The sequence below is a fragment of the Pseudomonas sp. FBF18 genome, from assembly GCF_024261405.1.
Classification (GTDB): Bacteria; Pseudomonadota; Gammaproteobacteria; order Pseudomonadales; family Pseudomonadaceae; genus Aquipseudomonas; species Aquipseudomonas palmensis.
This window is the reverse complement of sequence record NZ_QKRS01000013.1, coordinates 13,374-34,236: the sequence shown is the minus strand read 5'-3', so window position 1 is coordinate 34,236 and position 20,863 is coordinate 13,374. Positions and strand designations below refer to the sequence as shown.

Here is a 20,863-nt window from a genome sequence, read left to right as displayed (position 1 = left end):
GTTCGGTTCGGGGCGGGTGGGCCGGTCGTTGCTACCCGCTTACCGCCCCAGGTGCCCCAGCGGCAGCGCCCCCTGCGGCTTGATCGTCTTGATTGCGAAGTTGCTGCGGATATCCCGGATCCCCGGCAGCTTGAGCAGCGTATCGGTCAGGAACCGCTCATAGCCGCGCAGATCCGGCACCACCACATGCAACAGGAAATCCGACTCGCCCGACACCAGAAAGGCGCTGACCACCTCGGGCAGGGCCAGCACGGCCAGGCGGAAGTTTTCCGCTTCGACCTCATGGTGCCGCTCGACCTTCACCCCCACGAACACCGTCAACCCCAGGCCGACTGCCTCGGCTTCGAGACTGGCATGGTAGCCGCGGATCACCCCGGCTTCTTCCAGCAGCCTCACCCGTCGCAGGCACGGCGAAGCCGACAGCCCGATCTCTTCAGCCAGTTGCACGTTGGTGAGGCGCCCGTCGCGCTGCAGTGCGCCAAGGATGCGTTGGTCGTAACCGTCCAGCTTGGGGTAGGTTGGCTCGTGGTTTGGCATAAGTGGCCTGTGTCTAGGTATTGAATTGGTACATCCTGCCAATAATAGCCCCGTTGCGGGCGCATAACGCAAGCACCTGCCTCGACCTTCCGGCATAGAATTTTCACTCTGTTGCCCCAGCCTGAGGTCGTTGAAATGGACGAAAAACTGCTCTACCTGACTGCCCTGACGATGATCTACCTGATGCCGGGCCCGGACATGATCCTGCTGCTGCAGACCGGTGCGCGCCAGGGGCGGCGGGCGGCGCTGGCGACCGTGCTGGGGCTGGCGGTTGCCCGTGCGTGCCACGTGACCCTGGCCGCCGTCGGGCTGGCGACGCTGTTCAAGGTACTGCCCTGGACGTTCGAGGTGGTCAAGTACACCGGGGCGGCCTACCTGCTGTGGCTGGGGGTGAAGATGTTCAGGCCCGTGGCGGGTACAGTGCAGGGCCCGGGGGGTGCAGCGGTACGTGGCACGTGGAGGGCGGCGATAGCGCAGGGCTTTCTGACCAACCTGCTCAACCCCAAGGCCTTGCTGTTCTGCTCGGTGCTGTTGCCGCAGTTCATCCACCCCGCACAGGGGGCGGTGGGTGAGCAGTTCGCGCTGCTGGGGCTGGTGCTGGTGGTGATGGGGATGATGTTCGATGGGGTGTATGCACTGGCCGGCGGGTGGGTCGGGCGCCAACTGGAGCAGCGCGCGCTGGCGCAGAAGGTTCAGCAGTGGGTGTTTGGTGGGCTGCTGGTGGGGTTTGCGGTTCGGTTGGTCTGGGTGCAGCAGGGGTGAGGGGCGGGCGGTTGGGGCGGGCCCGGCAGGCGCCAGTCGATGAAGTAGTTGTGGCGCTCTTCAAACCGAGCGCCGCGCAGGCGGCGCACGACCCTGAGGGCGCTGGATAGCCCAGGCCCTGCATCTCTCTTCATGAAGCTTTGGTGACAAAAGTTCGGTAGCAAAGCGCCACCCCCGTCATGGGTATGTGCAGTCACTGCGCAGCCGCACAGGGACGAAGGGAGTGGAGCGATGGGAACCATGGAACGCTACGCAAAAGTCGGAATGCAGGAACTCGATCAACGCCTGGCGAAGATCGTCGAAGCCGCGCGCAAGCAACCGGTGTCGGTGTACCGCTACGGCGCACCCTGGGTGTGGATCGTGTCCCAGGACGACTGGCAAAGCGCGCTCAAGGAAGTCTCCAGCTGCATCCCGCCAGGCCATTCGCTGGTGATGCTCAAGCCCAGGGTCGAGGAACTGCTGGCCGCGCACGCGCAGGAGCTGGCCGACCTGGCCCGGCGCAACGCGATGAGCATCGCCCCGCACACCCTGATGCACCTGCTGCTGTTGCAGCTGCTGTATTCGGTCCCCAGCGAAAAACAACTCTACGAACAGCTCAACTACAACCTGCTGTTCCGCTGGTTCGTGGGCCTGGAACTCAAGTCGCGGGTGTGGAGCTTCAACCTGTTCAGCCACGACCTCAACGCACTGCTGGCCTGCCAGCAGGCCACGCGCCTGCTGCAGTCGATCGTCAACGAGGTGTGCAACGCGGGCCTGGCGCAGATGCCCGAGTTCAGCCTCAACCTGGCCCAGCTGCACAGCTGGCTGGCCCGCCACGCCGGTCACGGCGGCGCAGACAACCATTCATAAGACACGGCCCTGGGCCAGACGGATTTCCTTGAACGAGGGGGCGGTGTGGAGCATTTGTTTTTCAACGGGTGGCGAGCCGGCGCAGTGATGCTGCTGGCCCTGGGAACCCACCACGCAAGCGCCGAACAGGCCGAGCGTCGCGTCGATATCAACGAGTACGTGGTGCGCGGCAACACGGTGCTCGATGCCCGCGCCATCGAGGAGGCGGTGTACCCCTACCTCGGCCCGCAGAAGACCCTGGTGGATCTGGAAGGCGCCCGCGAGGCCCTGCAGAAACGCTATCAGGCGCTGGGCTATCAGTCGGTGTTCGTCGAGCTGCCCGAGCAGCAGGTCGAAGGCGGCGTGGTGTACCTGCAGGTCAGCGAAACCAGGGTCGGCCGGGTACGAGTGGTCGGCGCCAGGCATTACTCGCCCGTGGAGATCCGCGAGCAGGTGCCGGCCCTGAGCGAGGGCCAGGTGCCGGACTTTGCCAAGGTCCAGGGCGAACTGGCCGCACTCAACCGCGGCCCGGGGCGCCAGGTGATGCCACTGGTGCGCGAAGGCCAGCGCCCCGGCACCCTGGACGTCGACCTGCAGGTCGAAGACAAGCAGCCCTGGCACGCCAGCATCGGCCTGAACAACGACTACAGCGCCGACACCAGAAAGCTGCGCAGCGTGGCCACCGTGGGCTACAACAACCTCTGGCAACTGGGTCACAGCGTGTCGCTGACCTGGTTCACCGCCCCCCAGGACACCGACAACGCGCAGGTGTGGTCCGGTTCATACAGCGCGCCCCTGAACCCGCGCTGGACCCTGCAGGCCAGCGGCTACAAGTCCGACAGCAGCGTGGCCACCGTGGGCGGCAGCAACGTGCTGGGCAAGGGCCATTCCTACGGGCTGTCGGCGATCTACTCACTGGTGCCGGACGGCAACTGGGCCAACTCGTTTTCCGTGGGCATCGACTTCAAGGACTTCGACGAGCAGGTCGAACTGGGCGGCGAGCGCGATACCGTGCCGCTCAAGTACGCACCGATCACCCTGGCCTACAACGGCTTTCGCTATACCGAAGCCTCGCAGCTGGGGCTGGGCCTGAGCCTGGTGGCCGGCACACGCCGGCTGTTCGGCTACGGCAGCGACGATGAGGCCTTCGACTACAAGCGCTACCGCGCCGACTCCAGTTTCGCCGCGCTCAAGGGCGATGCGAACTACACGTTCACGTTTGCCGGCGACTGGCAGAGCGCAACCAAGCTGGGCTTTCAACTGGCCTCCGGGGCCCTGGTGTCCAACGAACAGTTCGCTGCCGGCGGCGCCACCTCGGTGCGCGGCTACCTGGCCGCCGAACGCACCGGCGACGACGGCCTGCTGTTCTCCCAGGAACTGCGCACGCCCTCGTTGGGCCGCTACGTGGGCAGCTACATCAGCGACTGGCGTTTCTATGTGTTCGCCGAAGGCGCGCAGCTGTCGCTGCAGGACCCGCTGCCCGAGCAGGACGACCACTTCAGCCTGGCCAGCGTCGGCCTGGGCACCCGCGCCACCCTCAACGACTGGCTGTCCGGCAGCCTGGACTGGGGCCTGCCGCTCAAGGACGGCGCGAACACCGAGAAAAACCACTCGCGTCTGCACTTCAGCGTACAGGCAACCTTCTGACCCCATCGGCATCGACCCTGGAGACATTCCATGCAACGCCTCATCTTGACCCTGCTCATTTGCCTGGGCTTTGCCCTGCCGGGCAGCGCCAGTGCCTGGTGGCAGGACGACTGGCAGTTCCGCAAGCAGATTTCCGTCGACACCACGCCCCAGGGCGCGGCGCTGACCCAGTCGCTGGGCCGCACGGCACTGCTGGTACGCCTGCACACCGGCAATTTCAGCTTTGACGGGGTCAATGAAAACGGCGCGGACATCCGCTTCGTGGCCAGCGACGACAAGACCGTGCTCAACCATCAGATCGAAAGCTTCGACCCGCTGATGGGCATGGCGCTGATCTGGGTCGACGTGCCGGACGTGCAGGGCGGCCAGCGCCAGGACCTGTGGATGTACTACGGCAACCCCAAGGCGCAGCCGGCCAATGCGCAACCGGCCTTCGATGCCGACTACACCCTGCTGATGCACTTCGACGGCGCCGCACCGCGTGACGCCAGCCCCTACGGCAACCAGGCCCAGGGCAGTGCGGCGAGCATCGAGGGCATCATCGGTCGCGCCATCCAGTTCAACGGCCAGCCGCTGCTGCTGGCACCCAGCCCGTCGCTGCAACTGCCAGCTGGCGCCGCCTTCACCTTCAGCGCCTGGGTACGCCAGGACCAGCTGCTGGGCGATCAGTTGCTGCTGGCCCGCCATGAAGGTGAAAACCGCCTGCTGCTGGGTGTGAGCCAGGGCCTGCCGTTCGTCGAGGTCAACGGCCTGCGCAGCGCTGCCGGCCAGGTGCTCGATGCCGGCCAGTGGCAACACCTGGCGCTGGTGGGCGAGGGCGGTACGCTCAGCCTGCTGGTGGACGGGCGCCAGGTCGCCAGCCTGACCGCGGCGGTGCCGGCGTTCAATTCGACCCTGGCCATCGGCGCCGACCTGCCGCCGGCCGAGGGTCAGCCGGCCGGCGCCTATGTGCCGTTCGTGGGGGCGATGGACGAGCTGCGCCTGTCGCGCATCGCCCGCGCCGTGCCGGTGCTGCAGGCCGACGCGCTGGCCCAGGGCGCCGAGTCGCGCCTGGTGGTGTACGGGGTGGATGAAGAGCAGTCCGGTTTCGGTTTCGGCAGCCTGGGCTTTCTGCTCAAGGCCGTGCCGCTGGACGCCTGGATCATCATCGCGGTGCTGGTGCTGATGATGGTGCAGTCGTGGGTGATCATGCTGCGCAAGAACCGCACCCTCAACCACGTCAGCCAGGCCAACCGGCTGTTTCGCGAGCAGTTCGCCAACATCGGCACGCGCCTTGAGATGTTCGCCGACGACACCGCCCTGGGCGAGCGCCTGACGCACTCGTCGCTGTGGCGCCTGTACCTGGTGGCGGTCAAGGAGATCCGTACCCGCCGCGCCCAGGGCTTCGACACCTCGGCGGTGTCGGCGGCCACCATCGAGGCCATTCGCTGCTCCATGGACGGGGTGCGCACCCGCGAGAACCAGGCGCTGGGCTCGAAGCTGTCGAGCCTGTCCAACGCGATTGCCGGCGGCCCTTACATCGGCCTGCTGGGTACCGTGCTGGGGATCATGGTGGTGTTCCTGGGCACCGCGATGGCCGGTGACGTGAACATCAACGCCATCGCCCCCGGCATGGCCGCGGCGTTGCTGGCCACTGCCATGGGCCTGTTCGTCGCGATCCCCGCGCTGTTTGGCTACAACCGCCTGATCACCCGCAACAAGGAGGTCAGCGCCGACATGCGCGTGTTCGTCGACGAGTTCATCACGCGCCTGGCCGAGCTGCATGGCGAAGGCCAGGCCGGCGAGGCCAGCCACCGGCGTGCTGCCCACGCTGCCCACCCGTCCGTACCGGCCTGAGGAGAGCGCCATGGCAGCCATGAATGCTTCCCACGACGATGACGACGACGCGGCTGTCGACAGCATCAACGTCACCCCGCTGGTGGATGTGCTGATGGTGGTGCTGGTGATGTTCATCCTCACCGCCACCGCGCAGGTGTCGGGCATCCAGATCCAGCTGCCCAAGGCCAGTGCCTCGGTGTCGCTGTCCCAGCCCAAGACCAAGGCGATCTCGGTCAACGATGCCGGGCAGGTGTTTCTCGACGCCTACCCGGTGACCCTGGCCGAACTGGAAGAGCGCCTGCGCAGCGAGAAGGCGCGCAGCCCGGACTTCCCGATCATCGTGCGCGGCGACGCGGCGGTGCAGTACCAGAAGGTGGTCGAGGTGCTCGACCTGTTGCGTCGGCTGGAGCTGGCCCAGGTCGGGCTGGTGACCGGCAAGCCGAACCAGGGTTGAGGATGCCCATGAACCAGAAGTTCGATAGCCGGCGCCTGCTCAAGTGGGGCGTCGTGGCACTGGTGGGCGCGGGCCTGGCCTGGTTGCTGTGGCAGTGGGCCAACGACATGAGCGGGGTGCGCCGCGAGGCACCGAAGATCCCCGCGATCATTCCGCTGCCGCCCCCCCCACCGCCGCCGCCCCCCGAGCCCCCCAAGGAACCGGAGCCGCCCGTGGAAGAGAAGATTGTCGAGCCGCAGCCGGTGCCCGAGGCCGAGGAGGTCAAGCCGGCCGAGGAGGCGCCGCCGAGCCCGGCCGATGACATGGCCAACCCGATGCAGATCGACGGCGATGCACAGGCGGGCGGGGACGCTTTCAACATCGGTGCCGGCAAGGGCGGCGGCATGGCCGGCGGCGGTGGCGGGCTGGGCAGCGGCAGCTACGGCCAGTTCCTGGCGTATGCCTTCCAGCGCCTGCTGCGCGACAACCCCGAGCTGCGCAACCTGACCTTCAACCTGCAGGGCGATGTTTGGCTCAGCGAAACCGGCGAGGTGACCCGCGTCGAGCTGGTGCGCTCCAGCGGCGATGCCGCGGTGGACGCCCAGGTGCTGGCCGCGTTGCGCGCCGCCCCGGCCATGACCCAGCGCCCGCCGGCGAGCCTGACCCTGCCGGTGCGCATCGCCTTGCAGGGGCGCCGCGGATGAACCCGGCGCCCGATCCCTACGACGCACGACTTACCAACAGGAGCGGTAAATCCATGATGTGCTCAGTGAACCGATTGACCCTGGCAGTCGGCCTGGTGGTCGCCGCGGCGGTCGGTCCGGCCGTGGCGCAGACCCCGGCGCCGTCGCAGAACGCGACGATCAACCTGATCCGCCTGCTGGTGCAGCAGGGTGTGCTCAAGCAGGACCAGGCCCAGGCCCTGATCGACCAGGCCGAAAGCGAGGCGGTGCAGGCCCGCGCCAGCGTGGCGGCGGTGCCGGCGGCCAATGGCGAGGTGCGCGTGCAGTATGTGCCGGCCATCGTGCGCGACCAGATCCGCGACGAGGTCAAGGCCGAGGTGATGGCCCAGGCCAGGCAGGAGAACTGGGCCGCGCCCAACACCTTCCCCGACTGGGCCTCGCGCATCAGCTTCGATGGCGACGTGCGCCTGCGCGACGAGTCGCGCTACTTCTCGGGCAACAACAGCAACCAGATCATCGATTTCGCCAAGCTCAACGCCGACGGCCCCTACGACGTCAACCCCAACAACGGACGCAACCTGCCGCCGCTGCTCAATACCCGCGAAGACCGCGAGAACCTGCTGCGCCTGCGCGCGCGCCTGGGCCTGAAGGCGGTGCTGTCGCCGAGCTGGACGGCGGGTATCCGCATCGGCACCGGCAGCGACAACGGCCCGGTGTCCACCACCCAGACCCTGGGCGGCGGCTTCGGCAAGAAGGACCTGTGGCTCGACCAGGGCTACCTGAGCTGGGTGGCCAGCGAGCGCGTGACCCTGACCGGCGGGCGTATCGCCAACCCGTTCATGTCCACCGACATGCTGTATTCCAACGACCTCAACTTCGACGGCGTGGCGGCCCTGTTCAACCAGCCGCTGAGCGACAGCCTGAGCCTGTTCGGGACCCTCGGCGCGTTCCCGGTGGAGTACAGCGCCGACACCGCCAGCAGCAACGGGCTGGACAAGGAAAGCAGCGACAACAAGTGGCTGTACGGCGCGCAGCTGGGCGCCAACTGGCAGATCAACGACAGCAACCGGCTCAAGGGCGCGCTGGCCTACTACCGCTTCGACGACATTGCCGGCGAGCGCTCCGGGGCATGCGAGCCGTGGAACGGCGACCCCGGCTGCGACAGTGACGGCAGCCGCCCGACCTTCATGCAGAAGGGCAACACGCTGTTCCTGCTGCGCGACATCACGCCCAACCCGGCCAACCCGGCCGCCACCCCGCAGCCGCAGTTCGTGGGGCTGGCGTCGGAGTTCAACCTGCTGGACCTGAACGCGGTATGGGACACCGAGCTGCCGCACGACTTCAAGCTGCGCAGCCAGGCCAACTACATCCACAACCTGGCCTACGACGAAGGCGAGATGCGCAAGCGTTCGGCCGGCCAGTTGGCCAACAACCTCGACAGCGACGGCAACATCAAGAGCGGTGCCAATGCGTGGATGGTGCAGTTCACCCTGGGCAACGCGCTGGAGCTGAAAAAGCAGGGCGACTGGAACCTGTTCGCCGGCTACAAGCACATCCAGCCCGATGCCTTGCCCGACGGCTTCAACGATTCCTCGTTCCACCTGGGCGGCACCAACGCCAAGGGCTACATCCTCGGTGCCAACTACGGCCTGGACCAGAACGTGTACGCCACGGCGCGCTGGATGAGTACCGAGGCGGTCTACGGCGCGCCGTTCGATATCGATGTGCTACAACTTGAAGTCAACACGCGCTTCTAGCAGGCGCGCACAGGGAGAAAGAGCATGAACAAGCGAGCCTATCGGGCCTGTTGTTCGTACCTGCTGGTGGCGTTGGGCGTGAGCTGGGCGGGGGTGGCTGCGGCCGAAGGCATGGAAGAGCGCCTGCGCACCCAGCTGCGCAGTACCACCCAGCAGTTGCAGGCGCTGCAGAGCGAACAGGCGCAGGCTTCGGCGGCGCGCCAGAGCGCCGAGCAGCAACGCGATGCGGCCCAGGCCCAGGTGCAGCAACTGACCGCGCAACTGGCCCAGGCCCGTGGCCAGGCCGAGCAGCTGCTGGGCCAGCAGCAGGCCCTACACGGCCAGGCGCAGGCGCTGGTGGCCAGCAGCAACGCGCAACTGGGCAAGTACAAGCAGGCCTACGACGAGCTGCTGGGCATGGCCAAGGCCAAGGAAGCCGAGCGTGCGCGCCTGGCCGCCAGCCTGGCCGAGCGCGAGCAGCAGGTGCTGGCGTGTTCGGCAAAGAATCAGCAGATGTACGGGGTCGCCAAGGGGATTCTTGCGGCCTACGAAAAGATCGATGTGGCGGATGTGATGAAGATGCGCCAACCCTTTGCCGGGGGCGCCCGGGTGAAGTTCGAGGAACTTGCCCAGGCCTACGGCGATCAGCTGTACCAGACCCAGTTCGATGCCGCGCAGGGCGGCAGCAAACCGCAAGTCAATTGACACAAGGAAGCGAAGCCATGAGCGACAACCAACTGATCGAAACCGTCAGCGCCGACTCTCTGACCACCCTGTTGCAGGATGCAGGTTGCCGAGTCAATCGCAGCGAGCAGAATGCCGTGGTGCAACTGCTCAGTGCCAGCCAGGGCGTGGGCTATGCGGTGCGCTTTGGCAACCGTGCCGAGCGCGAGGGCGAGTTCCTCGACTTCACCTACAGCTGCGCCCTGCGCATCCAGGGCGAGCTGCCGGCCGGGCTGGCCGAACGCTGGAACGTGTCGCGCCGCTTCGCGCGGCTGTCGGTGCAGGGCGAGTTCCTGGTGATGGAGATGGACGTGATGGTGGCCGACGGCGTCAGCCACAAGCACCTGCTGGGCAGCCTGGTGCTGTGGGACCGCCTGCTGCAGGAGTTCATCGTGTACCTGCGCGACTACAGCCGCAACGTGGCCCAGGTGCAGGACGAGGCGGTGGCCGGGGCTGAAGCGGTGAGCGCTTCGTGACTCGACGTACGCTGTGGGCCGGCGCGGGCGCGCTGGCCGTTCTGGGCGTGGCAGTGGTGTTGGCACTGCGCACGGGGGATGACCCGGTGGCAGCCAGCGCGAAAGCGCCGGCGGTTGCCGCTGTGGCGAGCGATGCGGGGCCGGCGCTGGCGCGCCTGGGCGACCAGCAGGTCAGCGTGGAGGAGCTCAAGGCGCTGTTCGCCAAGCTGCCGGCGCCGGCGCGCGAGGAACTGAGCGGCAATCGCCAGGCCCTGGAGGGCTGGATTCGCTCGCGCCTGGCGGAAAAGGCGCTGTACCAGCAGGCCCAGGCCCAGGGCTGGTCGGAGCGTCCCGATGTACAGGCGCAGACCCATGCGGTGGTGGAGCAGATCGTGCTGCGCGACTACCTGAACTCGGTCAGCCAGGTACCGGCCGACTACCCCAGCGAGGCTGAACTGCAGGCGGCCTACGAGAACGGCAAGGCCAGCCTGCAACTGCCCACGCGCTATCACCTGAGCCAGATCTTCCTGGCCGTGCCGGACGAGCAGTCGGTGGCACGCGTGCGCAAGCAGGCGCTGGCCCTGAGCAAGCAGGCCCAGGCTGCCAATGCCGACTTTGCCGCGCTGGCCAGGGCCAACTCGCAGGACCGCGAGAGTGCGCAGCGTGGCGGCGACAGTGGTTTGCAGCCGCTGAGTCAGTTGCTGCCGCAGGTGCGCGATGCGGTGCCGCAGCTCAAGGAAGGGGCGGTGAGCGAGCCGTTGCAGAGTGCGGCGGGCTTTCACATCGTCAAGCTCATCGAGGTGCAGCCGCCGCGTGTGGCCAGCCTGGACGAGGTGCGCGACAGCCTGCGTGAGCTGTTGCGCGCCCAGCGCCAGGAACAGGTGGCCCGGGCCTACGTGGACGGCATGTTCAACAGCGCGACGCTGAGTATCGATGGCGCTGCGCTCAATCAGGTCATGGACGCCAGCCGCTAGGCGGCGTCGATCAAGGAAGAGCGGGCCCTGGCCGGGGCCCGGCAGGAGGCGAGGATGCCGATGTTCGATATGCCGCACTACGTGCCCGATTATCCGCCGGCCGAGCCGCTGGCCAAGGTGCGGGCCGGGCTGGGCTGGGTGCAGGACGAGCAGATGCTCAGCTGTTTTCTGGCCAGTGCGCGGTGCGGCTGCTTCATGCAGGCTGCGCGCAGCCTCAACCTCAAGTCCACCCTGTTGCGCAAGAAGCTGGCGCAGTTGGAAGCGCGGGTGGGGTATCCATTGTTCGTCAACCGCGGCCATGCCCTGGTGCTCAGCCGCGAGGGGCGCCAGTTGCAGGCGTTGCTGCAGTCGAGCCTGAGCAGCAAGCCACAGGCCATGACCGCGCTGGATGCGCCGGTGCTGGTGCGCCTGGCGGTGGCCGAGCCGATCATGCAGGACATTCTGGCGCGCAACCTGGTGGCCTTCGTGCGCCAGAACGCCGGGATCCGCCTGGACGTCAGCGGCCTGGATGCACAGGGATTGGCGCAGGCCGATGTGGTGCTGTGGCTCGATGACGAGGCGGGCAGCGTGCCGCTGCCGGGGTTTGCCGGCGAGGCGCCGACGCGCCTGGCGCAGCTGGAGTATCACCCGCACATTGCCAAGCGCTATTCGCGCGAGAGCAACCGGCCGGTGTGCCGGGACGACCTGCGCGACTACATGCTGGTGCAGTGGCAGGGCGAGGCCCAGGTGGCGGCGCTGGCGCCGTGGAACCGCCTGTTGAGCGAGCGCGAGGCGGGGGTGACGCGGGTGCCGGGCTACGACCTGTTCAGCCAGTTGATCAAGTGCAGCGCGTGCATCGGCTTGCTGCCGCATTATGCGGCGCAGCTGGACCGTGGCTTGCTGGCATTGCCGGGGTTGCTGGAGGCGCCGATGCGCCGCACGGCGTGGCTGGCGGTGCATGAGCGTGCGGCGCAGGCGGCGTTGGTGCAGGTGCTGGTGACCATGATCCGGGCCGCGTTCGAGGAGCGTCGGGAGTGGTTCTGAAGGGGCGCGGTGCCCTGTAGGCGCCGGCTTTGCCGGCGAACCGGCGCCGCACCTCAGACGATAAAACGCGTGACCAGCGTGGTCAGTTGCGTGGCCAGCTGCGACAGCGCATGGCTGGCGACGCGGGTCTGCTCGGCGCCCGCCGCCGAGCGGCCCGACAATTCACGAATGTTCAGCAGGTTGCGATCCACCTCGCGGGCCACCTGGGCCTGCTCCTCTGCCGCGCTGGCAATCACCAGGTTGCGCTCGTTGATCTGGCCGATGGCCGTGTAGATGCCCTCCAGCACCTGGCCTGACGCCTGGGTGATGCCCAGCGTGGACTGCGCGCGGCCGGTACTGGCCTGCATCGAGTCCACCGCCGCCTGGGTGCCCTGTTGCACGCTGTTGATCATCTGCTCGATTTCCTGGGTCGATTGCTGCGTGCGGTAGGCCAGAGTCCTGACCTCATCGGCCACCACCGCAAACCCGCGCCCGGCCTCGCCGGCACGCGCCGCCTCGATGGCGGCATTGAGCGCCAGCAGGTTGGTCTGCTCCGACACTGAACGGATCACCTCCAGCACCGTGCCGATCTCGCGGATCTGCACCGCCAGCTGTTGCAGGCGCTCGCCGCTGATCGCCACTTCGCGAGCCATGGCCTGGGTGCCGTCGATGTTGTCGGCCACCTGCTGGCGGCTCTGTTCGGCCAAGGCATTGGAGGCACTGGCCGCCTGGGAGGTGGACACCGCATTGCGCGCCACTTCCTCGACCGCCGTGGTCATCTCGGTAACCGCCGTGGCGGCCTGTTCCAGCTCCTGGTCCTGCTGGCGCAGGCTCTGGGTGCTCTGCTCGGTCACGCTGTCCAGGGCCTGGGCGGCGCTGGACAGCTGCGTGGCGCAGGCGGTGATCTGCCCCAGGGTATCGCGCTGGCTGTGCTGCATGCGCTCCAGTTCGGCGAACAGCTGGCCGATCTCGTTGTGGCTGCGTACCGTCACCGGCACGCTCAGGTCGCCCCCGGCAATGCGCTGAAAATGCACGCCGGCCTCGCGCAGCGGGCGCAGCACACGGGCGACGATAAAGGCCCAGCACACGGCGGCCAGCACCAGGGTCAACAGCCCCAGCAGCACGCTCAGCCACTGGGCCGTGGCCAGGCGCTGGTCGGACTCGGCCATGATCTGCCGGCTGCGCTCGGCCAGGGCTGCCACCAGTTGCTGGCGCAGCGCCTGCAGGGCACGCATGGCGTTGCCGGCATCCACGTTGACGGTGAAGTAGTCGTCCAGCGAGCCCTTGAGCGTGGCGGCGCGCTGCCCGGCCACGGCGTTGGCGTAGTCGGCGAAGGTGCGCTGCAGGTCCTGGGCCAGGGCCTTTTGCGCCGGCTCATGGGTGTTGGTGACGAAGGCGTCGACCAGCGCCTGGCTGTCGCCCAGCAGCTTTTGCGACATGGCCAGGCGCGCCTTGGCACTGTCGAGGTGGCCGCCTTGCTGCTCGATAAAGCCCGACGACACGTTGGCACTGGCGCGAATCGCCATCAGCAGCGCGTTGTTGAGGCGGTCGGACTGCTGGGCGGTCTGGTCCAGCTCGTTGATCTGCGCGTCGCTGCCCACCGCCGCCCGCCAGGCGCTGACGGTGGAAAACAGCAGGGTGGCGCTGAACAGCAGCAGCACCCAGAACATTCCGGTGCGGATCTTGAGGTCGGCAAGCATGCGGGCATTACTCCTGGCAGTAAAAAATACCCCCACTCTGTGCGGTGGGTAGGCTGCTATCGGAGGCGCGGCGCATGACTTTAGGGGGCGACGACGGGTTCTGTTCGATTACCGCACAGCCTTTGTTTCAGCGGCCCTCGTGCTGGCGGCGGTAGGCGCCGGGCTGCACGCCGATGGCCTTGCCGAACGCCCGGGTGAAGGCGGCGATGGACTGATAGCCCACCGCTGCGCAGACCTGCTCGACGGTGTTGTTGGCCTTGAGCAACTGGCAGGCGTGACGCATGCGCAGCGCCAGCAGCACCTGGCCCGGCGACTGGCCGGCCAGCTCGTTGAAACGCTTGAAGAAGGCCGAGCGCGACAGCCCTGTGCAGGCGGCCATGCTCTCCAGCGACCAGGGCTGTTCGGGGTGTTCGATCAACTGCTCCAGCAGCGGGGCGAACGCCGGGTGACGGGCCAGGGCGACCAGGCCGCCAAGGTCCTGGTTGTCGCTCACCTGCTGGCGCAGCACGTACAAGAACAGCAACTGGCTCAGGCGCTCCAGCAGGGTGGAGGAGGGTGCGGGGGTGCGCTGGCATTCCTCCAGGATCAGCTCGAACAGCGCCCGCGCCGCCTGCAGCGACGGGTCGCCGGTGCGCAGGATGATCCAGTCGGCCAGCGACTCGGCCATCAGCGACGACAGCCCCGGCTGGAAGTGAAAGAACCCGCACACCAGCCCCACGCCATCCGCCGCCTGGCTGTCGAGCGCCTGCATCGGGATGCGCGGCTGGCAGCGCGCGGTGTCGCTGTCGGCGCTGTCGGACAGGCGATAGGGCAGGTCGCGCAGCAGGAACACCGCCTCGCCGGCCTCCAGCCGCTGCGGCTCGGGCTGGCCGTCGATGTGCAGCCAGCAGTGGCCCTGCACCACCACGTGAAAGCTGGCCCGGGCCAGGCCCTGGGTGCTGGCGTGCCAGCCACCGCAGTAGCGCCCCACATGGAACAGGCTGGCGTCCAGTTCCAGACGCTCTAATAACCAATCGACCAAAACGCTGGAAGAAATCATCTAATGGAAACACTCTGGAGCAAGTAATCGCGACTGTAGAATATGGATCGGTTTTCTTATAACCAACAGACTTGGCGAACACCTTCAGTATGCAGGAGACCACGCCATGTCACGCATCACTCTACACACCGTGCAAAGCGCCCCGGAAGCCGCGCGCCCGTTCCTGGAGAACGCGCAGAAGAATTCCGGCTTCATTCCCAACCTGCTGGGCGTGCTGGCCAACGCGCCGGCCGCGCTGGAAACCTATGTGACGGTTTCGGCGCTCAATGGCAAGGCCGAGCTGAGCCTGGCCGAGCGCGAAGTGGTGCAGCTCATTGCCGCCACCCAGCACGGCTGCGACTTCTGCGTGGCCGGCCATACGGCGGTGGCGCTGAACAAGGCCAAGCTGCCCGAAGAAGTGGTGCAGGCCCTGCGTGCGCGCGGCGAGTTACCATCGCCCAGGCTCGAAACCCTGGCGAAGTTTGCCCGCGAAGTGATTGCCACCCGTGGCAATGTGAGCGATGCCACCTACGCTGAGTTTCGCGAGGCCGGTTACACCGAAGGCCATGCCCTGGAAGTTATCCTGGGGGTGAGCCTGGCCACGCTGTGCAATTTCGCCAACGTGTTTGCGCGCACGCCGCTCAATGACGAGCTGGCCAAGTACCGCTGGCAGGCCGACGCTCAGTGAGCCCCGTGGCGCCAGTGTGTGGCTGGCGCCCTGTTCTAAGGAGGAAAGAACATGCTTGATCCCGTATTGCAGCACTGGCTGGAGGCCAATGCCGAGGCGCTCGACCAGGGCCGGTGCGACCCGCAGCAGGTGCTGGGGCAACTGGCCGCAGCCAAGGTGCTGGGTGTGGGTGTGGACCCGCTTCAGGGCGGCAGCGGCGCCAGTGTGGCCGACGCCGTGGAAACCGTGGCCAGCGTTGCCAGCTATTCGCTGGCCGCCGCCTTCGTGTTCTGGGGCCAGCGGGCCTTTATCGAATACCTGCTGCACAGCCCCAACAGCGCCCTGCGCGAGCGCCTGCTGCCGTCGTTGCTCAGCGGTGAGCTGGCCGGTGCCACCGGGCTCTCCAACGCAATGAAGTTTCTGTCCGGCATCGAGTCGCTGCAGGTCAGCGCCACGGCGCGCGGCGAGCAGGGCTGGGCGCTCAACGGGCGCCTGCACTGGGTCACCAACCTGCGCAAGGGCGGCTTCGTGGTGGCCGCCGCCATCGACCGCGCCGAAGGCGGTGCACCGTTCGTGGTGGCGATCCCCGACGGCATCGCGGGGGTGCAGCGCTCCCCCGACCTGCAACTGATGGGCCTGCAGTCGAGCAATACCGCCGCGCTGGATTTCGATCAGGTGGCCCTGGGCCGCGACTGGCTGCTGCATGAGGATGCCCGGCAGTTCCTGCCGGCGGTGCGCCCGGCGTTCCTGGGCCTGCAGTGCGGCATGGCCATCGGCCTGGCGCGGCGCGCCTTGCAGGAAGCGCAGGGGCACCTGCAGGGGGTGCGTTCGGTGCTGGCTGAAACCCTCGAGGCGCAGCGCGAGCTGCTGGCCGATGTGGTGAGCGAGCTCAAGGCCGGCCTGCTCGACGGGCGCTTCCTGGGCAACCCGGCGTCGCTGTTCAAGGTGCGCATCAGCCTGGCCGAGATTGTTGGCGAGGCGCTGCAACTGGAGCTGCAGGCCAGCGGCGGCAAGGCCTATCTGAGCGAGTACGGCGCAGGCTTTGCGCGGCGCTGGCGCGAGTCGGCGTTCGTGCCGATCGTGACCCCGAGCCTGGTGCAACTGCGCGCCGAGCTGCAACGCCAGGCACGCGCAGCATGAGCAAGGTGGTACTGCAGGCCCGCGGTATCAGCCTGGGCTACGCCCGCGAACAGGGCTGGCAAACCCTGCTCGAAGGCTTCGACCTGGACCTGGCGCCGGGCGAAGTGGTGTCGATCCTGGGCCCCAGCGGGGTGGGCAAGTCCAGCCTGCTGCGGGTACTGGCCGGCTTGCAGGCGGCGCGCGATGGTCGCGTGAGCCTGCTCGGCGAGCCGCTGGACGGCCCGCATCCACGGGTGGCGGTGGCGTTCCAGGACCCCAGCCTGCTGCCCTGGCTGAGCCTGGAAAGCAACGTCGCCTTCGGCCTGGATTTCGCTCGCCAGCCGCGATTGGCCAAGGCCGAGCGCGAGGCGCGCATCGACCATGCGATCGCCGCCGTGGGCCTGCAGCATGCACGCCAGCATTACCCGGCGCAGTTGTCCGGCGGCATGGCCCAGCGCACCGCGCTGGCGCGCTGCCTGGCGCGCCAGCCCCATGTACTGCTGCTGGACGAGCCCTTTGGCGCGCTGGACGAAGTGACCCGCGCCGACATGCAGCAACTGCTGCTGAGCGTGATCGCCGAACACGGCACCGCTGCGGTGCTGATCACCCACGATATCGACGAGGCCCTGCTGTTGTCCGACCGCATCCTGCTACTGGGCGACCACCCGGCGCGGACCCTCGGCCAATGGCCCATCGACCTGGCGCACCCGCGTGAGCAGCAGGTCGAGGCGCTGGGCGCGTTGCGCATCGAGATTCTCAAGACCCTTCGGCGGGCGAGCCGCACCCACACTTCCCCAACCGATTCTTTGCCTACGCCGTCGGAGACTGCCCATGTGCCTGGACGACTTCACCCACACTCGTCGTGATTTTCTCAAACTCAGCGCGGTGCTCAGTGCCGCCGGTGCGATGCCGCTGCTGAGCAGCCTGCAGGCGCGTGCCGCCGCCGAGCCGGATGCGCCGGTGCGCATCGGCTACCTGCCGATCACCGACGCCACGCCGTTGCTGGTGGCGCACAACAACGGCCTGTTCGAGGCCGAGGGCATCAAGGCCGAGCGCCCGGTGCTGCTGCGCAGCTGGGCGCAGGTGATCGAGGCGTTCATTTCCGGGCAGGTCAACGTGATCCACCTGCTGTCGCCGATGACCGTGTGGGCGCGTTACGGCAGCAAGGTGCCGGCCAAGGTGGTGGCCTGGAACCACGTGGGCGGCTCGGGGCTGACCGTGGCCCCGGACATCACCGAGGTGAAGCAGCTGGGCGGCAAGACGGTGGCGATCCCGTTCTGGTACTCCATTCACAACGTGGTGGTGCAGCAACTGTTCCGTGATAACGGCTTGGAGCCGGTGTCGCGGGCGGCTACGGCTGCGGTGGCGGCCAACGAGGTCAACCTGGTGGTACTGCCGCCTTCGGACATGCCGCCGGCGTTGGCCAGCAAGCGCATTGCCGGCTACATCGTCGCCGAGCCGTTCAATGCCCTGGCCGAGGAACTCAAGGTCGGGCGCGTGCAGCGCTTTACCGGGGACGTGTGGCGCAACCATGCATGCTGCGTGGTGTTCATGCACGAGCACGACCTGAACAACCGCCCCGAGTGGTCGCAGAAGGTGGTCAACGCCATCGTCAAGGCCCAGCTGTGGACCCGCGACCACCGCGCCGAGGCGGCGCAGCTGCTGTCCAAGAGTGGCGCCAATCGCTATACCCCGCATGCCCCCGAGGTGCTGGGCCGGGTGCTCACGCCGGCTGCCGACAGCCGCGAACAGTATGTGCAGAGCGGGGCGATCCGGCATGCGCAGTGGGACGAGCAGCGCATCGACTTCCAGCCGTACCCGTTCCCCAGCTACACCGAGGAACTGGTGCGCCGCCTCAAGGACACCCTGATCGAAGGCGACAAGGGCTTCCTGGCCGCACTGGACCCGCAACAGACCGCCCGCGACCTGGTGGATGACCGCTTCGTGCGCAACGCCATCGGTGCCGTCGGCGGGCTCAAGGCCTTCGGCTTGCCCGACAGCTTCGAGCGCAGCGAGGAGTTCGCGGTCTGATGGTCAAGCCAGTCAAACACGCGGCCCTGGGTATCGCCGGGCTGCTGGTGCTGTTGTTGCTGTGGTGGGGTGGGATCGTGCTGTTCGGCGGTGACGGGCTGGCCTTGCGGTTTGCGCCGCAGGCCACCTTTGCCAGCCTGCTGGAGCTTTTGGGGCATGCCGAGCTGTACGAGCATGTGGCGGTGAGCCTCAAGCGCATTCTGGTGGGGTTGGTGCTGGCGTTGCTGGTGGGCGTGCCGCTGGGTTTGCTGGTGGGCAGCTACCGGCGCCTGGACGCGGCGACCACCCCGGCGTTCCAGTTCCTGCGCATGATCTCGCCGCTGTCGTGGATGCCGGTGGTGGTGATGCTGATGGGGGTGGGTGATGCGCCGATCTACTTCCTGCTGGCGTTTGCCGCGTTGTGGCCGATCTTGCTCAACACGGCGGCGGGTGTGCGTCAGCTCGACCCGCGCTGGTTGCAGTTGAGCCGCAGCCTGAGCGCCACGCGCTGGGAGACCTTGCGCAAGGTGATCCTGCCGGGGGTGGTGGGGCATGTGCTGACCGGCGTGCGGCTGGCCATCGGCATATTGTGGATCGTGCTGGTGCCGTGCGAGATGCTCGGGGTGAGTGCGGGGCTGGGGTATTTCATTCTGGATACCCGCGACCGGCTGGCGTACTCGGAGCTGATGGCGATGGTGCTGGTGATCGGGGTGCTGGGCTTCATGCTGGATGCACTGGCGCGAGGGCTGCATCGGCGCTGGGTGCATGGGTGAGGGGCTGATCCCTTCGCCGGCAAGGCCGGCTCCTGCATTGGCTCCAGGTCGTGGGGGCAGCCCGGCACCTCACACCGAACACGCCCGCCGATACTCCCCCGGCGTCACGCCATACGCCTGCTTGAATTGCCGGTTCAGATGACTCTGGTCCGAATACCCCAGCGCAAACGCAACGTTGAACGGCAGGCAATCAGCCTTGAGCAGTTCCCGCGCACGGCTCAGCCGGCGCTGCTTGAGCCAGGCATGCGGCGGCAGGCCGGTAGCCTGGCGAAACACCCGGGCAAAATGAAACGGCGACAAGCCCACCGCAACCGCCAACTCCTCCAGCGACGGCGGGTAGGCCAGCCGGCTTTCCATCAGCTCCTTGGCCCTGGCCACCGACTGCGGCTCCTGCCCCGGTGCCCGCGCCTCGCGCGCCCCGGCATGACGCTGCACCAGCAGCAACACCGCCTCGCGCCACGCGGTCTGCTGCTCCAGCGCACTGGCGCCATGCTCGGCCAGGCTGTGCAAGCCACTGAAGGCACGCGCCAGCTGCGGGTCGTGCAGCACGCTGGCCTTGAAGATGGGCAGGCCGCCGCGCTTGAGCTCCAGCTCGTCCAGCACCGAGGTGATGCGCTCCTGCTCGGGGTAGTAGCCACGGTAGCGCCAGCCATGGGCATGCGCCTTGGCACCGGTGTGCAGCTCGTCCGGGTTGATCAGCACCATGCTGCCCTCGGGCGCCAGGTGCTCGCTGCCACGGTGCCAGAAGCGCTGTGCACCGGACTCGATGATGGTGATCACGTAGCCTTCGTGCACATGCGGGGCGAAGCGCTGCTGCACGTAGCGCGCATGCAGCATCTCGATGTCGCCCAGCGCCTGGGCCTGCCACAGGCGGGTCTGTTCACGCAGCACGGTTTTCATGGGGCGCCGTTCAACCACCAGCGCAGCACGAAGAACAACCCCATGCTCAGCAACATGCTCAGCAGCACGCTGCGGGTCCACAGCACCAGCACGACGGCCACGACCGCGCCCAGCAGGTAGGGGTTGGCCAGGCTCAGGTCGAGCTGGTGGTCAGGCATGAACACGATCGGCCCGCAGATGGCGGTGAGCATGCCCGGCACGGCAAACCCCAGGAACTGCCGCGCATTGGAACTCAGGCGCAACGGCAGGCGGGGTTCGAGAAAGGCGTAGCGGTTGAGAAACACCAGCAGGCCCATGGCAACGATCAGCAGCATGATCATGTGCGTGCTCCGGTCAGTTTCTGGCAGATGAAGCCTGCGCTCATGCCCAGCAGCCCGGCCAGCACCAGCGCGGTTTCCCAGTGCCAGTAGCTGAACAGCACCGAGCTGAACAGGGCCACGGCCACGCACACCACGGTGGCCAGGTTGCGTACCAGCGGCGCTATCAGCGCCACGAAGGTGGCGACGATGGAGAAGTCCAGGCCCAGCTGGTCCAGGTGCGGGATGTTGCGCCCCAGCACGATGCCGGCCAGGGTGAACAGGTTCCAGGCAATGTAGAAGGTCAGGCCCACGCCCAGCGCGTACCAGCGGTTGAACTGCTGGCGGTCGTACTGGCTGGTGAGGGCGAAGAATTCGTCGGTCAGCAGAAAGCCCAGGCCCAGCCGCCAGCGCAGCGGCAGGTCGGCGATCACCGGGCGCATCGACAGGCCGTACAGCAGGTGCTGGGAGGTCAGCAGCAGGGTGGTGAGCAGGATCGAGAACAGGTTGGCGCCGCCCTTGAGCATGCCGATGGCCACCAGTTGCGCGGCGCCGGCGAACACGATGGCCGACAGGCCCTGGCCTTCGAGCGGGGTGAGGTTGGCCTCGATGGCCATGGAACCGGCCAGCAGCCCCCAGGGGGCCACCGCCAGCGACAGCGGCAGGCAGGCGATCGAGCCTTGGATGTAGGCAGTGCGGGCAACGGCAGAACGGGACATGACAACACACGCTTGGGGTCGGTTGCACAGGATGCCAGAGCCGTGGGCGCTTGCCTTGTACGA

The 20,863-nt window shown here is 67.4% G+C and carries 22 protein-coding genes; 16 read left to right on the top strand and 6 right to left on the bottom strand.

Going from position 1 to position 20,863, the window contains the following annotated elements; all coding sequences use genetic code 11:
• Positions 1 to 39 precede the first annotated feature (39 nt).
• Positions 40 to 537, bottom strand: a complete 498-nt coding sequence (locus DN387_RS19045; RefSeq protein WP_054916082.1) for an Lrp/AsnC family transcriptional regulator — start codon at positions 535 to 537, stop codon at positions 40 to 42.
• A gap of 135 nt (positions 538 to 672) precedes the next feature.
• Here DN387_RS19045 and DN387_RS19040 point away from each other — a divergent pair, with 135 nt between their 5' ends.
• From DN387_RS19040 to DN387_RS18990, 11 genes are all read left to right on the top strand, one after another.
• Positions 673 to 1,299, top strand: coding sequence for a LysE family translocator (locus tag DN387_RS19040; protein ID WP_054916081.1), 627 nt, complete (start codon positions 673 to 675; stop codon positions 1,297 to 1,299).
• A 231-nt stretch (positions 1,300 to 1,530) separates the two neighbouring features.
• Positions 1,531 to 2,148, top strand: coding sequence for a transposase (locus tag DN387_RS19035; RefSeq protein ID WP_173925066.1), 618 nt, complete (start codon positions 1,531 to 1,533; stop codon positions 2,146 to 2,148).
• A gap of 87 nt (positions 2,149 to 2,235) precedes the next feature.
• Positions 2,236 to 3,774, top strand: a complete 1,539-nt coding sequence (locus tag DN387_RS19030; protein ID WP_088515468.1) for a ShlB/FhaC/HecB family hemolysin secretion/activation protein — start codon at positions 2,236 to 2,238, stop codon at positions 3,772 to 3,774.
• A 30-nt stretch (positions 3,775 to 3,804) separates the two neighbouring features.
• Positions 3,805 to 5,610: a DUF2341 domain-containing protein gene (locus DN387_RS19025; RefSeq protein WP_054916079.1), complete on the top strand. Its 1,806-nt coding sequence runs from the start codon at positions 3,805 to 3,807 to the stop codon at positions 5,608 to 5,610.
• 10 nt (positions 5,611 to 5,620) lie between these two features.
• Entirely contained in the window at positions 5,621 to 6,046 is a 426-nt protein-coding gene (locus DN387_RS19020) for a biopolymer transporter ExbD (protein ID WP_043860333.1), read from the top strand.
• 8 nt (positions 6,047 to 6,054) lie between these two features.
• Positions 6,055 to 6,729 carry an energy transducer TonB gene (locus DN387_RS19015; RefSeq protein WP_240619904.1) on the top strand — a complete coding sequence of 225 codons (675 nt, stop codon included), beginning with the start codon at positions 6,055 to 6,057 and terminating at the stop codon, positions 6,727 to 6,729.
• A gap of 53 nt (positions 6,730 to 6,782) precedes the next feature.
• Positions 6,783 to 8,465 carry a putative porin gene (locus DN387_RS19010; RefSeq protein WP_054916077.1) on the top strand — a complete coding sequence of 561 codons (1,683 nt, stop codon included), beginning with the start codon at positions 6,783 to 6,785 and terminating at the stop codon, positions 8,463 to 8,465.
• 24 nt (positions 8,466 to 8,489) lie between these two features.
• A complete protein-coding gene (locus DN387_RS19005; protein WP_043860179.1) occupies positions 8,490 to 9,149 on the top strand; it encodes a hypothetical protein in 660 nt (219 codons plus the stop codon).
• A gap of 17 nt (positions 9,150 to 9,166) precedes the next feature.
• Entirely contained in the window at positions 9,167 to 9,643 is a 477-nt protein-coding gene (locus tag DN387_RS19000) for a YbjN domain-containing protein (RefSeq protein ID WP_043860180.1), read from the top strand.
• Complete coding sequence (locus DN387_RS18995; protein ID WP_054916076.1) at positions 9,640 to 10,596, top strand: peptidylprolyl isomerase; 957 nt, start codon at positions 9,640 to 9,642, stop codon at positions 10,594 to 10,596. The genes DN387_RS19000 and DN387_RS18995 overlap by 4 nt, the downstream gene beginning before the upstream one ends.
• Before the next feature lie 54 nt (positions 10,597 to 10,650).
• Positions 10,651 to 11,619 (top strand): LysR family transcriptional regulator, encoded by a 969-nt coding sequence (locus DN387_RS18990; RefSeq protein ID WP_054916075.1) that lies wholly within the window; start codon positions 10,651 to 10,653, stop codon positions 11,617 to 11,619.
• A 53-nt stretch (positions 11,620 to 11,672) separates the two neighbouring features.
• Here DN387_RS18990 and DN387_RS18985 read toward each other — a convergent pair whose 3' ends face one another.
• On the bottom strand, positions 11,673 to 13,298 hold the full coding sequence (locus DN387_RS18985) for a methyl-accepting chemotaxis protein (protein WP_043860182.1): 1,626 nt from the start codon (positions 13,296 to 13,298) through the stop codon (positions 11,673 to 11,675).
• 127 nt (positions 13,299 to 13,425) lie between these two features.
• A complete protein-coding gene (locus tag DN387_RS18980) occupies positions 13,426 to 14,337 on the bottom strand; it encodes an AraC family transcriptional regulator (RefSeq protein WP_043860183.1) in 912 nt (303 codons plus the stop codon).
• Positions 14,338 to 14,443: 106 nt separating this feature from the next.
• Here DN387_RS18980 and DN387_RS18975 point away from each other — a divergent pair, with 106 nt between their 5' ends.
• The 5 genes from DN387_RS18975 to DN387_RS18955 are packed head-to-tail and all read left to right on the top strand — an operon-like array spanning position 14,444 to position 18,885.
• Positions 14,444 to 15,004, top strand: coding sequence for a carboxymuconolactone decarboxylase family protein (locus DN387_RS18975; RefSeq protein WP_043860184.1), 561 nt, complete (start codon positions 14,444 to 14,446; stop codon positions 15,002 to 15,004).
• 51 nt (positions 15,005 to 15,055) lie between these two features.
• Positions 15,056 to 16,123 (top strand): acyl-CoA dehydrogenase family protein, encoded by a 1,068-nt coding sequence (locus tag DN387_RS18970; protein ID WP_054916074.1) that lies wholly within the window; start codon positions 15,056 to 15,058, stop codon positions 16,121 to 16,123.
• Positions 16,120 to 16,968: an ABC transporter ATP-binding protein gene (locus DN387_RS18965; RefSeq protein ID WP_043860186.1), complete on the top strand. Its 849-nt coding sequence runs from the start codon at positions 16,120 to 16,122 to the stop codon at positions 16,966 to 16,968. The genes DN387_RS18970 and DN387_RS18965 overlap by 4 nt, the downstream gene beginning before the upstream one ends.
• A complete protein-coding gene (locus tag DN387_RS18960) occupies positions 16,934 to 18,133 on the top strand; it encodes an ABC transporter substrate-binding protein (protein WP_054916073.1) in 1,200 nt (399 codons plus the stop codon). The genes DN387_RS18965 and DN387_RS18960 overlap by 35 nt, the downstream gene beginning before the upstream one ends.
• Positions 18,133 to 18,885 (top strand): ABC transporter permease, encoded by a 753-nt coding sequence (locus DN387_RS18955; RefSeq protein ID WP_054916072.1) that lies wholly within the window; start codon positions 18,133 to 18,135, stop codon positions 18,883 to 18,885. The genes DN387_RS18960 and DN387_RS18955 overlap by 1 nt, the downstream gene beginning before the upstream one ends.
• Positions 18,886 to 18,954: 69 nt before the next feature.
• Here the strand turns inward: DN387_RS18955 and DN387_RS18950 are convergent, their stop codons facing one another.
• Genes DN387_RS18950 through DN387_RS18940 form a run of 3 tightly spaced genes read right to left on the bottom strand, consistent with a single transcriptional unit; the run spans position 18,955 to position 20,800 of the window.
• Positions 18,955 to 19,785: an AraC family transcriptional regulator gene (locus DN387_RS18950; protein WP_054916071.1), complete on the bottom strand. Its 831-nt coding sequence runs from the start codon at positions 19,783 to 19,785 to the stop codon at positions 18,955 to 18,957.
• Positions 19,782 to 20,105 (bottom strand): AzlD domain-containing protein, encoded by a 324-nt coding sequence (locus DN387_RS18945; RefSeq protein ID WP_054916070.1) that lies wholly within the window; start codon positions 20,103 to 20,105, stop codon positions 19,782 to 19,784. The genes DN387_RS18950 and DN387_RS18945 overlap by 4 nt, the downstream gene beginning before the upstream one ends.
• Positions 20,102 to 20,800, bottom strand: a complete 699-nt coding sequence (locus DN387_RS18940; RefSeq protein WP_043860191.1) for an AzlC family ABC transporter permease — start codon at positions 20,798 to 20,800, stop codon at positions 20,102 to 20,104. Before DN387_RS18940 ends, DN387_RS18945 begins: the two co-directional genes overlap by 4 nt.
• Positions 20,801 to 20,863: the final 63 nt, after the last annotated feature.